The sequence below is a fragment of the Nitrogeniibacter mangrovi genome (assembly GCF_010983895.1).
Classification (GTDB): domain Bacteria; phylum Pseudomonadota; class Gammaproteobacteria; order Burkholderiales; family Rhodocyclaceae; genus Nitrogeniibacter; species Nitrogeniibacter mangrovi.
The window spans coordinates 1,446,431-1,461,127 of record NZ_CP048836.1 but is presented as its reverse complement, the minus strand read 5'-3'; the positions used below and the strand labels follow the sequence as shown (position 1 = coordinate 1,461,127).

At 62.4% G+C, this 14,697-nt stretch carries 12 protein-coding genes; 4 read left to right on the top strand and 8 right to left on the bottom strand.

Annotated features, from left to right (window positions below):
• The first annotated feature begins 61 nt into the window (after positions 1-61).
• Positions 62-2,317, top strand: a complete 2,256-nt coding sequence (locus G3580_RS06750; RefSeq protein ID WP_173764536.1) for a TonB-dependent receptor — start codon at positions 62-64, stop codon at positions 2,315-2,317.
• A gap of 775 nt (positions 2,318-3,092) precedes the next feature.
• Positions 3,093-3,323: a hypothetical protein gene (locus G3580_RS06745; protein ID WP_173764535.1), complete on the top strand. Its 231-nt coding sequence runs from the start codon at positions 3,093-3,095 to the stop codon at positions 3,321-3,323.
• Between the two features lie 985 nt (positions 3,324-4,308).
• Here the strand turns inward: G3580_RS06745 and G3580_RS06740 are convergent.
• The 8 genes from G3580_RS06740 to G3580_RS06705 form a co-directional block, all read right to left on the bottom strand.
• On the bottom strand, positions 4,309-4,635 hold the full coding sequence (locus tag G3580_RS06740) for a type II toxin-antitoxin system TacA family antitoxin (protein WP_173764534.1): 327 nt from the start codon (positions 4,633-4,635) through the stop codon (positions 4,309-4,311).
• 808 nt (positions 4,636-5,443) lie between these two features.
• A complete protein-coding gene (locus tag G3580_RS06735; RefSeq protein ID WP_173764533.1) occupies positions 5,444-6,376 on the bottom strand; it encodes an electron transfer flavoprotein subunit alpha/FixB family protein in 933 nt (310 codons plus the stop codon).
• 2 nt (positions 6,377-6,378) lie between these two features.
• Entirely contained in the window at positions 6,379-7,128 is a 750-nt protein-coding gene (locus G3580_RS06730) for an electron transfer flavoprotein subunit beta/FixA family protein (protein WP_173764532.1), read from the bottom strand.
• 395 nt (positions 7,129-7,523) lie between these two features.
• Positions 7,524-7,916, bottom strand: a complete 393-nt coding sequence (locus G3580_RS06725; protein WP_173764531.1) for a tautomerase family protein — start codon at positions 7,914-7,916, stop codon at positions 7,524-7,526.
• A 249-nt stretch (positions 7,917-8,165) separates the two neighbouring features.
• Positions 8,166-9,392, bottom strand: coding sequence for an NO-inducible flavohemoprotein (gene hmpA / locus G3580_RS06720; RefSeq protein ID WP_228720791.1), 1,227 nt, complete (start codon positions 9,390-9,392; stop codon positions 8,166-8,168).
• Entirely contained in the window at positions 9,389-9,859 is a 471-nt protein-coding gene (locus tag G3580_RS06715; protein WP_173764530.1) for a YybH family protein, read from the bottom strand. Before G3580_RS06715 ends, hmpA begins: the two co-directional genes overlap by 4 nt.
• A gap of 117 nt (positions 9,860-9,976) precedes the next feature.
• On the bottom strand, positions 9,977-11,494 hold the full coding sequence (locus G3580_RS06710; protein WP_173764529.1) for a CoA-acylating methylmalonate-semialdehyde dehydrogenase: 1,518 nt from the start codon (positions 11,492-11,494) through the stop codon (positions 9,977-9,979).
• A 69-nt stretch (positions 11,495-11,563) separates the two neighbouring features.
• Positions 11,564-12,148 (bottom strand): superoxide dismutase, encoded by a 585-nt coding sequence (locus G3580_RS06705; RefSeq protein ID WP_173768648.1) that lies wholly within the window; start codon positions 12,146-12,148, stop codon positions 11,564-11,566.
• A 478-nt stretch (positions 12,149-12,626) separates the two neighbouring features.
• Between G3580_RS06705 and G3580_RS06700 the strand changes: the two genes are divergently transcribed.
• Positions 12,627-12,935, top strand: coding sequence for a DUF485 domain-containing protein (locus G3580_RS06700; RefSeq protein ID WP_173764528.1), 309 nt, complete (start codon positions 12,627-12,629; stop codon positions 12,933-12,935).
• On the top strand, positions 12,932-14,605 hold the full coding sequence (locus G3580_RS06695; protein ID WP_173764527.1) for a cation acetate symporter: 1,674 nt from the start codon (positions 12,932-12,934) through the stop codon (positions 14,603-14,605). The genes G3580_RS06700 and G3580_RS06695 overlap by 4 nt, the downstream gene beginning before the upstream one ends.
• Positions 14,606-14,697: the final 92 nt, after the last annotated feature.

Sequence of the window (14,697 nt, the reverse complement as noted above, 5' to 3'; positions counted from 1 at the left end):
TCTCAGGAACGGTGCCGGTTCGTACGGACCAAATTTCATTCATCAAGGAATCGAAACAAGAATGCCTCTCGATCGATCCGGCTATCCCCTCGCTGTTCCCGCCGCCGTGGCGCTGCTGCTCGCACCCGCTGCGGTGTTCGCCCGCTCCGACACCCCCCTGCCGACCGTCGAGGTCGTCGAGAGCACACCCCTGCCGGGCATCGGCATCGAACGCGAACGGGTTCCGGCAAACGTCGAGCGCATCCAGCCGGCGAGCGGCGAATCGGTCGCCACAAAGATGAATCGCACGCTCGGCAGCGCGACCGTAAACGAGGTGCAGAACAATCCGTTCCAGGCCGACCTGAACTTCCGCGGGTTTACCGCCTCGCCCCTGCTAGGCACCCCGCAGGGTCTGTCGGTCTTCGTCGACGGCATCCGGATCAACGAGGGCTTCGGCGACGTGGTCAACTGGGATCTCGTCCCGCAGCCTGCGCTCGAGAGCATCACCGTATTGCCCGGTTCCAACCCGGTGTTCGGCCTCAACACGCTCGGCGGTGCGGTGTCCATGCGGACCAAGGACGGGCGCAACAACCCCGGTACGGATCTGGAGATCAGCGGCGGTAGCTTCGGTCGCTGGACCGTCGGTCTGGCCCATGGTGGATCGAGCGAGAACCTCGACTGGTTCTTCGCGGCCGATTCGTTCGAAGAAGAAGGCTGGCGTGATCACTCGCCGACCGACGTCAAGCAGCTGTTCAGCAAGCTGGGCTGGCGCGGCGAGCATTCGGATGCCTACCTCAGCATCACCTACGCCGATACCGACCTGACGGGCAACGGCCTGTTGCCGGACAGCTTCTATCGTCACGACAGGGAATCGATCTTCACCTACCCGGACAACACCCGTAACCGGTTGATGCAGATCGGCCTGACCGGCAATCACTGGCTGGACGACACCAATCAGCTGACTGGCCGGATCTACTGGCGCAACGTGCACACCCGCACCCTCAACGGCGACGGCAACGACGAATATCCCGACGAGTATGAACAATGGGTGCTCAACGGTTCGATCCCGGGCGACGAGCCCGCGGGCGGCGTCCTCAATCGTACGGGCACCGATCAGTACGCGCTGGGCCTGGCCTTGCAATGGACGCACTACGCCGATCAGCATCAGCTGACCGCGGGGGTCAGTCATGACCGCACCCGCGCAAGCTTCTTCCAGTCCGAGCAGGGCGGCGAGTTGACCGAAGCGCGAGGCGTCGATCCGGATGAAGATGTCGAGCTGGCCAACAGCCTGTACGGCCGAACCCGCACCTCGAGCGTCTATGTCACCGACACCTATTCGCTCAACGATGCGGTCGCCCTGACCGGCTCGGCCCGATACAACCGCACGCGCGTCATCAACAAGGATCGTCTCGGGGACGATCTGAATGGCGACTTCACCTATCACCGCCTCAATCCTGCCGTCGGCGTCACCTGGCAGATCAATCCGGGCATCGGTTTCTACGCGTCCTACAACGAAGGCAACCGCGCGCCCACGCCCATCGAACTGGGCTGCGCCGATCCGACCAACCCCTGCACGCTGCCCAACGCGCTCGCGGCGGACCCTCATCTCGATCAGGTCGTCGCAAAGACCTTCGAATTCGGCCTGCGCGGGCATCAGGGCAAGGCGCTGAACTGGAATGCCACGGTGTTCAGCACCACCAACCACGACGACATCCTGTTCGTCGGCACCTCCACCAGCGCCGGCTATTTCACCAACTTCGGCAAGACCCGCCGCCAGGGCGTCGAACTCGGACTCTCCGGCAGCCACGGCGTCTTCGACTGGAGCGCCAACTACACCTGGCTGCGCGCGACCTATGAAAGCAGCGCCTGCCTGATGGCCGAATCGAACAGCTCCGCCGGGGCCGATCCGCGCTGCGGCGCCGACGAGATCCGCGTCTCCTCCGGCGACAGGCTGCCCGCGCTGCCCCGCCACAGCCTCAAGCTGGCGCTCAACTGGCACCCCAGCAACACGCTGCGCATCGGCACCAACATGCAGGCGTTCAGTGACCAGCTGGTACGCGGCAACGAGAACGACAAACACGACGGACGCGGCAAGATCGACGGCTACGCCGTCTTCAATGTCGATGCCGATTGGCAGTTCGCCAAGGGGTGGACCGTGTTCGGCCGTATCGACAACGTGTTCGATTCCGAATACGAGAGCGCCGGCGCCCTGGCGGAAAATCCCTTCGATGCGCGCGGCAGCTTCCTCACCAATCCCGACGACTGGAAAGACGAGCGCTTTGTTTCCCCGGGCGCGCCACGCGCGGCCTGGATCGGCCTGCGCATCGCCTGGCACTGACATCACGCAGGGGGAATCCACCCCCTTCGACGCAAACCCCGGTGATTGTCTCCGCACCCCTTCGCCGCCCACGGGCGGCATTCTTTTTGGCTGAACCGCCCCCATCCGGTGGATTCACGGACCGTCTCTCTTCCGCTGCTCTCCTGCGTTCGCGAACCTGCCCCCTCAAGCAGCACGCCGTCCTTGAGGCGCTCGCGGATGCTGCGCTGATCACATTTGATGCGCTCCGCAAGCTGTTCGGTTGCGAGCCATGCGGCGGTCATTTCCAGCACCCTGCTATTGAACGTCGTATTGGCTCGACAAATTCAATCGACCGTGGAGCGGTGCGTGACCCACCCGCTATTTTCCGGATGGATGCCATCCGAGCGGGCGAGTGAGAAGGAGTGCGTGAGGGACGCCAACTAATCCGCATTCGACGCACGGATGATCTGGCAACACAGATCGATCACAAACGCGTTTCTTTGCTGGAGACACCGGGAAAGATCCCAACAAGATCGGAAGTGCTCCGCTTGGCATTGGCGATGTGTCCGGCCACGGACGACGTTGGGTCGATTCTGGGCCAACGGCGATGGCTGGGCCCGAATGCAAAAAACCCAACCACCGTTAAGTGATTGGGTTTTCAGCGAAATTCGTGGTTGCGGGGGTAGGACTTGAACCTACGACCCCGGGTTATGAGGCTAATAATTTTGCTCGGCGTGCAGAGCAATCGCGTGGTGGAGAATCGGCACCAATCGGCTAAGCCTTTGATTTGTTGAGTTTCTCACAACACCGATTTGTGACGTTCCAGTCCGCTCACTTCAGCCCGATCGTGCCGATGTCACAACCATCCCACAAAAACGTCGATCTGGAAGCTCAACCCCTCTTCCCCGCTCACCAGTTTATTTCGACCTTCGGCCGAGCATCCGACCATCTGGATCACCAGTCGGTTGCGCTTCGTGATGCTGAGCAGATCCCGGCGTTGAACAACATGAATGGAGCATCCCTGATCCGCGCCATCCATGCCTGACCAGCGTCCCCCCCCCGCATCTGACACCCAACGTTACTTCCCGATATCGAGGAAGGTTAGGGGAGTTTATCGAAAATCACTAAACTCCCCTAAGATCGCTTGAGAAACGCCTGTTGCTTGTCCGCCCGCGACGCTCTCCCCTCTTTGAGCATCCGGGGAAACGTCATTTGGCCAGACGACAGCACGAGGTCCATTTCACGGATATCCGGCACCATCACAATCCGACGCCGCGATCTCACTGCTGCCGACGATCTCGGCAGGGTTCTACTCTTGTCTCTCCGTCTAGCGAGGGGTCAGTAATACACACTGGCCTGCGCGCAGAGCAACAACATCAGGCTCGGCCAAGTAAGCAATCGGCAGCAGCCCCCCCAAGCGCCGGGTCGACTTGAAACAGGCATTCATCCAGCCAGGCCTCGGCATCAAATCCGGTGAGGTCACCCGACTCCTCCACCCTGCGCTGAACCAACGTGGCTAGCCAAACGATGCTTTGACGATGCGAGTGCAAGAGAGCGCCGCGCTTCTCGAGCCTTGCCAATGTCGCTCGTGAAGGGGCGCTAGGTTGGTTCAAACCCGGCATCCATCGGTTCCCCGACGATAACCAATCGATCGAGGGCCTTGCCCCCGGGCCGGACTGCGCCCAGTACGGGAACGTCGAGTGCGCGCCCGCAGATGCTCCCTGGATGCGCTATTCGAGGCATGCCGCATCTTCAGATAGAAGGCGATGACGAGAAGGCACGCGAACGCCAAGGTTCCCCCCAGAATCGAAACGATCGATATGAACGCGTCTGACACGCTTCACCTCACAGGCGTTGCTGATCCACGGCCATATTACGCTCAGCAACTTGGCGGCTCAACATGCCCCTCTGCCTAGCGTTCTTGCCAATAGTCTCTTCTCTCGACGCCAGCATCCTCGGGCATTCCGGCACCAAAGCACCGCGATGTGCTGACCAGCTTTCCTCATCCACTTCTCAGTGACGTAATGTGCTCATGCGCGGGAGCCTCCTTCACACTCGGGTACCCCTGGGACGGCGCACAGCTCATGCAGCAACCTGCGGCGACGCGCGAAAGCGCGCTCCAACGCTGGAGCCCACTGCGGCGGTGACAGCAGCAGCAGTGCAAAGCACGCCTGATCGACCCGTGACAGGCGGATGACTTCCGCTTGCTCAATCGCGTGTTGCGCGGCCTTCTGGACGGCAGCAACCACGAAGTCAGCCAGAGTGCGCCCCTGAAGTTCAGCGGCGCGTTTGACCATCGAATAGAGATCGGTGCCGATCCGGGCTTCAAGGCGGATGGTAGAGGTAGCAGCGGGCAATGTGTTGCCCTCCTTGTGCGCATGTACGTCAGATTGCCGTATCTATCCATGACACTAACGTGCGTAGAATTTTCCGATTTCGCGGCGAGCCCCAGTTGGTCATGGATGTGAAGTACCCAATCGTTGCGTCGTTCGGGAACCTCGGAGCGCACTTGCGGGCTGCGGCTTCGCCTCAATGCGAGGCGACGGCGACCTGTCGCACAAGAGCCTCATCCGCCCACGCATCGGCGACAAACTGCACTATTTCGAATATTTCGACGGGGCGGCCGAAGTGTTGGGTTCGCGCATTGCGGCGGCAGCCCCTACGTAGAAGAGCTTTCGTCGTTGTTGCCTAGAGGCGCCACATGGCGATCGCCGGTGCGAAGATGCTCCGACAGTTGTGCGCCTCAACGACAACACCGTCGAGTAGCCGTGTAGATGTCGTGCGCTTAGCCGAAGCGCTGCTGCCACATGTGGAAGTGACGCCTGCTCGGACCGGGCAGCCATTTAGTCGAAGCGGGTAGACCTCTTTGAGCCGCCAAGTGCGGATTGCTCTGATTTGGTATTTATCCGACACCGATCCCGGCCGCCCTCTCGACGAGACACACCGATATTTAGGCATCTGCCGCGCCAACCACTCGCTTGACCCTTATGCCCCTCCGGGCTGTCGTTGGCGATTAATACGTCGAGATTCATCGATTCACGCATAGGAGCCCATAACTCCATTCACAATAAAAAATGTCGGCTCGAACCGCAATCCGAGCCGACCAATACTCCAGCGATCAGAGCGGAGGGAGTTGATGCGCCGGAAGATAAAGTGAGACCGCCGTCATTCGAACAACTCCAGGAGCGCGGGCACGGCCTCGAACAGATCCGCCACCAGACCGTAGTCGGCGACCTGAAAGATCGGCGCCTCCTCGTCCTTGTTGATGGCGACGATCACCTTCGAGTCCTTCATGCCGGCCAGATGCTGGATCGCCCCGGAGATGCCCACCGCCACGTACAGCTGCGGCGCGACGATCTTGCCGGTCTGGCCCACCTGGTAGTCGTTGGGCACGTAGCCGGCATCGACGGCCGCCCGGCTGGCGCCGAGCGCCGCGCCGAGCTTGTCGGCCAGCGGTTCGAGCAGGGCGTGATAGTTCTCGCTGCTGCCCACGCCGCGACCGCCGGAGACGATCACACTCGCCGCGCCCAGTTCCGGGCGCTCGGACTTGGTCAGTTCGCGCCCGACCAGGGCGCTGAGCCCGGTGTCGGCCGCCGCGTCGATGGCTTCGACCGCGGCCGAGCCGCCCTCGCCCACCGCCTCGAAGGCCGTGGTGCGCACGGTGATGAGCTTGACCGGATCGGCGCTCTGAACGGTGGCGATGGCGTTGCCGGCGTAGATCGGCCGCTTGAAGGTATCGGCCGACTCCACCGCGATGATGTCGGAGATCTGCGCCACATCGAGCGTGGCGGCCACGCGCGGCAGCAGGTTCTTGCCGAAGGTGCTCGCCGGCGCGAGGATGTGGCTGTAGCCGCCGGCCCGGGCGACGACAAGCGCCGCCAGGTTCTCGGCGCCGTGCTCGGCGTAGTGGCCCGCATCGGCCACCAGCACCCGGCCCACACCGGCCAGACGGGCGCCCGCCTCGGCCACCGCGCCGCAGCCGCTGCCGGCCACCAGCAGGTCGATGTCGCCGCCGATGGCCTGCGCGGCCGCGACGGTGTTCAGGGTCGCGGCCTTGAGCACCGCGTTGTCGTGTTCTGCAATGACGAGAATGCTCATGTTCAGATCACCTTGGCTTCGTTCTTGAGTTTGGCGACCAGTTCGGCCACATCCGCCACTTTCACCCCGGCGCTGCGCTTGGGCGGCTCCTCGACCTTGAGCGTCTTCAGGCGCGGCGCGACGTCGACACCCAGGTCAGCCGGCGTGACGGTCTCGAGCGGCTTCTTCTTCGCCTTCATGATGTTCGGCAACGTGGCGTAGCGCGGCTCGTTGAGGCGCAGATCGGTGGTCACGATGGCCGGCAGCGACATCGAAAGGGTCTCCAGGCCGCCATCGATCTCGCGGGTCACCGTGGCCTTGCCGTCGGCGATCGCCACCTTGGAGGCGAAGGTGGCCTGGGCCACGTTCATCAGCGAGGCGAGCATCTGCCCGGTCTGGTTGGCGTCGTCGTCGATGGCCTGCTTGCCGAGCACCACCAGCTCGGGCGACTCCTTGTCGCAGATGGCCTTGAGCAGCTTGGCCACGGCCAGCGGCTGCAACTCCTCGTCGGTCTGCACCAGGATGCCGCGATCGGCGCCGATGGCCATGGCGGTGCGCAGCGTCTCCTGGCACTGGGCGACGCCGCAGGAGATGGCCACCACCTCGGTGGCAACGCCGGCTTCCTTGAGGCGCACCGCCTCTTCCACCGCGATTTCATCGAACGGATTCATGCTCATCTTCACGTTCGCGATGTCGACACCTGAGCCGTCGCTCTTGACACGTACCTTCACGTTGTAATCGACGACCCGTTTGACGGGAAGCACGATCTTCACTTGGTTTTCTCCTTGGGAATGCACTCGGGCGCGGCTTGCGAGCAGATGCTCGATACGCACGCTCTCGCGTCACGTCGCGAAGACAATACCGCTTCAACCGCTCGGCCCCGGGGCGGGGGCGCCCTCGTTCCCGCCCTCTTCGGCTGCGCCCCCAACGAGCGTCAGCCCCGCGTCCGCCCGTACGTGCGGATCGCCACGACCGGAACGCATCTACCCGCCTGGCGCTGCTGGAACAGCGGCACGCGCCCTGCCTGCAGCGCCACCACAACGCGCCATTGACTTCTCCCGGCATCACACCGAACCGCTTCGGGCGTCGCCGAAGCGACAGGAGGCCCCGCCGGCTCAAGCGGCGGAGCCGCCGCGATACTCGGGGCGATGCACGGTCACTGCCCGGCCTATCGGAGCTCTCCGGTCAAGAACTGTGCGCGGCCACGGCCGAACGACCAATCCGCATCGGCATTCTCGATTACAGAGACGATCAGGTCGTCCGGCGACAGGCCGCAATCCGCTTGAAGCCTGTCTGCCAGCAGGCGATAGAACGCGACCTTCTGCTCCTGAGTGCGCTTCCGTGAGAACACGGTCAGTAAGACGACATCGGTCGAGCGGGGGTAGCCCAGGCCGGTGTCCTCCAGCACCAATTCACCTGCACGGTGTTGGGTGACGCATTGATAGCGATCGCTCGGTGGGACTTCAAACGCCCGCACCATCGCCTCATGGGCCGCATTCAGGAGGGTGCGAACCTGGGCGTCGCTACGCCCCTGGATAATATCGAACTTGAGTAATGGCATTGAGATTCTCCTTAGCGCCACATTGGATAACCAATTCAGATTTTTTCGAAAAGCGGCCTGCGACGGCGCTACCGCCGTCAATCATTGTTGGCCGCAGCCATCGGTGCGCCTTCGGTCGCGACGCTCTGACCGACCCGCACCCTCATGCCCGCATCATGAGCGTCAACGTCACGACGTTTCACCCACGCCGCATCGTCGATCACGGAGTCATCGGTCGTCCACCGCGTCTGGTTGCTCGGCATTTGTCGTTCAATTCAGCGCTTCCGCTGGACCGAAGAATTCGTAACGCCCTCTTTCGGCGGGCAGCCCCAGCTCGTTCAAGTACCGTTTGATGGCGGCCATGAAGGGTTTGGGTCCGAGGAAGTAGGCGTCGAAATCGCCATCGGCGGGAAGCCACTGCTTCAACTGCTCGAACGTGGGGCGGCCGACCGCATCCGGCTGACGCGACGCGCCCTCCTGATCATGTTCGTAGACGACGAACCGGCGGAACCGCGAATAGCGGGCGGCCCACGCGTCGATGACGTCGCCGAAGGCATGCGCCTGTGCGTCACGAGCGTAGTGGATGAAGACGATGCTCCGGTCGCCGTCGTTCAGTGCGGCCTCGGCCATCGCCAGCGTAGGCGTGATGCCGACACCGCCGCTGATGAAGACCAGTGGTCCGTCGCCATCGCCAAGCGTGAATTCGCCTGCTGGCGGGAAAAGTTCGAGCGTACTGCCCTCATGTATGTGATCGTGCAAATGACCGGAGGCCACACCGGCGGGCTCTCGCTTGACACTGATGCGGTAGCCGCGGCCGTTGGGAGCCGAGGACAGCGAGTAGTTGCGGCGGATTTCGTCACCGTCGATGACGAGTCGAAGGCCGATGTACTGGCCGGGCTCGTATGTGAGCACGGGCCCGCCGTCGACCGGCTCCAGGTAGAAGGACGTGATCTCGGCGCTCTCGGGCACTTTGCGGACGACGCGAAATTCCCGGCTGCCGCGCCAGCCGCCGGGAGCAGAGGCAAGGCTGTCGTACACCGCGTCCTCGGCACCGATCAGGATGTCCGCGAGCTGTTGGTAGGCGGCGCCCCAGGCGTCGATCACTTCGTCCGTGGCCAGTTCCGGGCCAAGCACCTCATCGATGGCGCGTATCAGGCAGGTGCCGACGATGGGGTAGTGCTCCGGCTGCACCTGCAGCGCCACGTGCTTGTTGACGATCTGCGCCGCCAACGGGCCGAGAGCTTCGAGCCGGTCGATGTTGCGGGCGTACATCAGCACGCCGTTGGCCAGTGCCCGCTGCTGTGTGCCGCTGGCCTGGTGCGCCTGATTGAACATCGGCCGGACCTGCGGATACTCGTTGAGCATCACCGTGTAGAAGTGGGTGGTGAGCGTCTCTCCGCCGGTTTCGAGCAGCGGGACGGTTGCCTTGATGATGTCGCGTTGGCGCTCGGTCAGCATCGGGCTTTCCTTGTCAGTGCGGGTGTGCGGAACATTCATGACCTCGTGCCGAGCACAGCAGATTGATAGCGGCTCAATAACTGTGGGTCATCGATCGAGCCGTGGTGATGAACCTGTTTCCAGCGGCCATCGATTTTTTGGAAAATCCGGCTCGTACGAATTGCGAGTGTCACGTCTTCGCCTCCGAGGCGGAAAAAACCGCGCTCCCTTCCGACGGCATAGAACATGTCGGCCGTCTCGTGGAGGGTGTAGTCGAAATATTCCACGTAGACTTCCGCCGGTCCGTTGAACAGGCGGTCATATACGGGCTGAATTTCGGCCCAGCCGCGCTTGATGCCGCCCAGCGGATTGTCCATAGCGATGTCGTCGGTCTGGGCCCAGTTCTCCGACATCATCGCCAGGTCACCGGAATTGAATGCACAGTAGAACTGGACGAGCGCCTGAAATGGCGACGACGACTCTCCAGCGTCTTCCTTGCCGGTGATGGCTTCTTGAATTGCTTTCATGGGGTGTCCTCTCTGTTGCCTGTATGCAATTGACCCGGCGCCCGGGTCGCAGAGTCGCCGCCCGTAAGCCGGGTGGTCGACTCTGCGAGATCGCGTCGGCGAGCTGCGCGGTAACGCTTACTGCGAAGTGGGCATGGCGAATTCGGCGCCCTTGGAGATGCTCTGGGGCCAGCGCTGCATGATCGACTTCTGCTTGGTGTAGAAACGCACGCCTTCTTCGCCGTAGGCATGCATGTCGCCGAACAGCGAGCGCTTCCAGCCGCCGAAGCCGTGCCAGGCCATGGGCACCGGAATCGGCACATTGATGCCGACCATGCCGACCTGGATGCGTCGCGCGAATTCGCGTGCCACGTTGCCGTCACTGGTGTAGCAGGCAGTGCCGTTGCCAAACTCGTGCGCATTGACCAGATCCACCGCCTCGGCGAAGTCGTTCACGCGCACGCAGGCCAGCACCGGTCCGAAGATCTCTTCCTGGTAGATACGCATCTCGGGCGTGACGTTGTCGAACAGCGTGCCGCCCATCCAATACCCATCGCCGCAATTCGGGCCGGCCTGGTTGGCGTCGAAACCGCGCCCGTCGACCAGCAGGGTCGCGCCTTCCTGAACGCCCTGCTCGATGTAGCCGGTGATGCGTTCGTGGGCCGCGCGGGTGACGATCGGCCCCATCTCCGCATCGAGGTTCTCGCCATCGAGCACCTTCAGCGCCTGGGTGCGCTCGACCAGACGCGGCACGAGCGTGTCGGCAACGTCGCCCACCAGCACGGCCACCGAGATCGCCATGCAGCGCTCACCGGCCGAACCGTAGGCCGCGCCGATCAGCGCATCGACGGTGCGCTCGATGTCGGCATCGGGCATCACCACCATGTGGTTCTTCGCTCCGCCCAGGGCCTGCACGCGCTTGCCGTGGTGGGCGCCGGTCTCGTAGATGTAGTTGGCGATCGGCGTCGAGCCGACGAAGCTGACGGCGGTCACATCCGGGTGTTCGAGCAAGGCGTCGACCGCCTCCTTGTCGCCCTGCACGACATTGAACACGCCATCGGGCAGGCCCGCCTCTTTGAACAGTTCGGCGATGCGCAACGAAGGGCTGGGATCGATCGGGCTGGGTTTGAGCACGAAGGTGTTACCGCAGGCGATCGCCACCGGGAACATCCACATGGGCACCATCACCGGAAAGTTGAACGGCGTGACGCCGGCCACCACACCCAGCGGCTGACGCATCGTCCAGTTGTCGATACCGGTGGAGACCTGCTCGGTGTAGTCGCCCTTGAGCAGCTGCGGGATCCCACACGCGAATTCCACGACCTCGATGCCGCGCGTCACTTCACCCTGCGCATCCGTGAATACCTTGCCGTGCTCGGCGGTGATCAGGTGCGCAAGTTCGTCGCGATGCCGGTTGAGCAGCTCGAGGAACTTGAACATGACGCGCGCACGACGCAGTGGCGAAAGATTGGACCAGGCAGGGAACGCGGCAGCGGCCGACTGCACGGCGGCATCGACCTCGGTCGCGGAGGCGAGCGCCACCTGACCGGTGACGACGCCCGTGGCCGGATTGGTGACGCGCTGTGCGCGGCCCGAGGCTCCCGGCCTCACGCGGCCGTGAATGTAGTGGTCGATGTTTGCGGGTTCGGTGGTCATGACGGCTGTCTCCAATTGAACGGCTTGTCGCAAAAATGATGGTGTCGGTCTGCCGAGCTCGGCAGCGGTTCAGGCAAAGTTGGCCTGGGCAAAGGCCCAGTTCACGAGCTTGTCGAGAAAGGCGTCGACGAAGGCCGGGCGGGCATTGCGATAGTCGATGTAATAGGCGTGCTCCCAGACGTCGATACACAACAAGGGCGTATCGCCGCCGGTCAGCGGATTGCCGGCCGCACCGGTGTTGACGACATCCACCGTGCCGTCGGCCTTCTTGACCAGCCAGGTCCAGCCCGATCCGAAGTTGCTCACGGCCGCAGCACGGAACGCGTTCTTGAAGGCCTCGAGGCTTCCCCATTTGGCGTTGATCGCGTCGGCCAACGGTCCGGTCGGCGCAGCACCCCCGGCGGGCGCCATGCAATTCCAGAAGAAGGTGTGGTTCCAGGCTTGCGCGGCATTGTTGTAGATGCCACCAGCGGGCGCCTGCCTGACGATTTCTTCGAGCGCCAGGTTTTCGAAAGGCGTGTCCTTGATCTGGGCATTCAGATTCGTGACGTAGGCCTGGTGATGCTTGTCGTAGTGGTAGTCGAAGGTTTCCGCTGACATGTGGGGAGCCAGCGCATTCTTTGCGTAGGGAAGCGGGGGAAGTCTGTGGTCCATCGGTGCCTCGTTCGTCTGTCGGGTGCGGGGTAACGGTTGGTTTTCAACGAATGTCACGCCAGACGCCCACGACGAGACCGACATCGGAGCTACCCAGCGTCCGAAAACAGTACGAGACTCAACGCATTTCGTAAAATGATCATTGAAGATAACACCAATCATAAAAAATGATTTTCTGATTCCCGCATGAACGCAGCACGCGGGTTGGAGTTCTGGTCGCATACGGTGCAACACGCCTGCCCGGGTCGGAGATGGCCGCTGGCCCCGTGGGCTGCCGACGCTCAACGGGCGGGTCATACGGTCTCCGTCCGCCTTCCGAAGAAAATTCACAAATTGAGATAGATACCATCACAACGCATCATTTGTGCTGATGCAAAGTCCTGCCTATCGTTCAATGGCGAAGAAATCGCGGCCAATTCGATGTCACGAGCACTCGCAGGTGATGCCACAAAAAATGTCAAAGGATGGAGACAAGCAGATGGAGACGACCGCACTTTCCGGGATTCGGAGCAATCCCCTATTTCATGTACTCGTAACGCGCCGGAGGAGATTCGTCGCCTGGCTGACAGCGGCGATCCTGATTCCGTATTACGCATTTATCTTCGTTGCCGCTTTCGCACCGCAGCTGCTCGCAGCGAAGGTTTCCAGTGGCGTCATAAATGTTGGCTGGCCGGTCGGCGCTGCCTTGATCGTCGGTTCATGGCTGCTGACGGGCGTGTATGCGCAACGGGCAAACGGCGAATTCGACGAGCTCACCGTGAAGATCTTGGCCGGAGAGCGCAAATGAAATCGACACGCAACCTACTGATGCTCATGGCCCTGATGGGACCGACGATGACTGCGTTTGCGGCGCCGGGTGCGTTGCAGGCAGTCGAACGGCAACCAATCAATACGACGGCGATCATTCTGTTCTTGGTGTTCGTGGGAGCGACACTGGCCATCACCTACTGGTCGGCTTCAAGGACGAAATCGGTCAACGACTTCTACACCGCCGGCGGCGGCATCACCGGCTTCCAGAACGGTATCGCCTTGGCCGGTGACTACATGTCCGCGGGGACGCTGCTGGGGCTCACCAGCATGATCTTCTTCAGGGGCTATGACGGCATGATCTACGCGATCAGCTTCTTCGTGGCCTGGCCGGTGCTGCTGTTCCTGTTCGCGGAGCGAATCAGAAACCTGGGGCGCATCACCATCTCCGACATCGTCGCGAACCGGCTCGACGAAGGCCCGATACGGACGTTGATGGCATTTTCGTCGCTCACGGTGGTCTGCTTTTACCTCATCACCCAGATGGTCGGGGCCGGCCAGCTGATCCAGCTGCTGTTCGGCCTGCCCTACAATTATGCGGTGATCATCGTCGGGGTATTGATGGTGATCTACGTCACGTTCGGCGGCATGGTGGCGACCACCTGGGTCCAGATCACCAAGGCGTGCCTCTTGCTTCTTGGCGGCACGGTGCTGGGTTTCCTGGCGATAAGCAAGTTCGGCTTCTCGCTCGATTCCCTGTTCGACCAAGCGGTTGCCGCCCACAAAGACGGCGCCGCCATTCTGTTGCCCGGCAAGTTGACCGCCGATCCGATCGCGATCATCTCGCTTTCGATTGCGCTGGTCTTCGGGACCGCCGGCCTGCCCCACATTCTCATGCGCTTTTTTACCGTCGCCAACGCGAAGGAAGCGCGAAAGTCCGTGTTCGTGGCGACCGGTGCCATCGGGTTCTTTTTCCTGCTGGTGGTGGTGCTGGGAATGGCCGCGATCGTCATCGTCGGTCGCGATCCCGCCTTCTTCGTAGGAGGCGATCTTGCCGGGAAGCTCATCGGTGGCAACAACATGCCGGTCATGCACCTGGCCAAGGCAGTCGGCGGGGATCTCATGCTCGGCTTCCTGTCCGCGGTGGCCTTCGCCACGATTCTGGCGGTGGTATCCGGGCTCGCGATCGCGGGCACCTCGGCCATCGCGCACGACCTCTACACCCGCGTCATCAAGAAGAACCGCGCTTCCGAAGCGGAGCAGAGGCGGGTTTCGAGGATCGCGCCGGTGTGCATCGGCGTGGTGGCGGTGATCCTGGGCATTCTGTTCAAGGACCAGAATATCGCCTTCCTGATCGGCCTGACCTTCGGCATCGCTGCCTCGGTGAATTTCCCGATCCTCGCACTTTCCATGTTCTGGAAAGGCTTGACGACCCGCGGAGCACTGATTGGCGGCACGGCGGGACTCATCAGCTCGGTCGCGCTGGTCATCCTCTCGCCCGCCGTCTGGGTCAAGGTACTGGGCAACGACCACGCAATCTTCCCGTACGACTACCCGGCGATCGTCTCGGTGAATGTGGCCTTCCTCTTCACCTGGCTCGGATCGATTACCGACCGCAGTTCCCGGGCCGGACGCGAGCGCGAAGCGTTCGACGACCAGTTCGTCGCCGCCCAGACAGGGCTGGGCGCTGCCGGGGCAGTCCGCCACTAGCCGCTTATCGGGCGGTGCCCCGGGCGCGTACGGATTTCATGTCCGCGGGCTCCTTCGGTCACCGCCCATCCGGTTCCTGAAACAATACTCGA

Excerpts from the sequence above, each read along its gene's own strand:
- G3580_RS06750 (WP_173764536.1), top strand. The coding sequence starts at position 62 with ATGCCTCTCGATCGATCCGGCTATCCCCTCGCTGTTCCCGCCGCCGTG.
- G3580_RS06735 (WP_173764533.1), bottom strand. The coding sequence starts at position 6,376 with ATGAGCATTCTCGTCATTGCAGAACACGACAACGCGGTGCTCAAGGCC.
- G3580_RS06725 (WP_173764531.1), bottom strand. The coding sequence starts at position 7,916 with ATGCCATTACTCAAGTTCGATATTATCCAGGGGCGTAGCGACGCCCAG.
- hmpA (WP_228720791.1), bottom strand. The coding sequence starts at position 9,392 with ATGAATGTTCCGCACACCCGCACTGACAAGGAAAGCCCGATGCTGACC.
- G3580_RS06715 (WP_173764530.1), bottom strand. The coding sequence starts at position 9,859 with ATGAAAGCAATTCAAGAAGCCATCACCGGCAAGGAAGACGCTGGAGAG.
- G3580_RS06710 (WP_173764529.1), bottom strand. The coding sequence starts at position 11,494 with ATGACCACCGAACCCGCAAACATCGACCACTACATTCACGGCCGCGTG.
- G3580_RS06705 (WP_173768648.1), bottom strand. The coding sequence starts at position 12,148 with ATGGACCACAGACTTCCCCCGCTTCCCTACGCAAAGAATGCGCTGGCT.
- G3580_RS06700 (WP_173764528.1), top strand. The coding sequence starts at position 12,627 with ATGGAGACGACCGCACTTTCCGGGATTCGGAGCAATCCCCTATTTCAT.
- G3580_RS06695 (WP_173764527.1), top strand. The coding sequence starts at position 12,932 with ATGAAATCGACACGCAACCTACTGATGCTCATGGCCCTGATGGGACCG.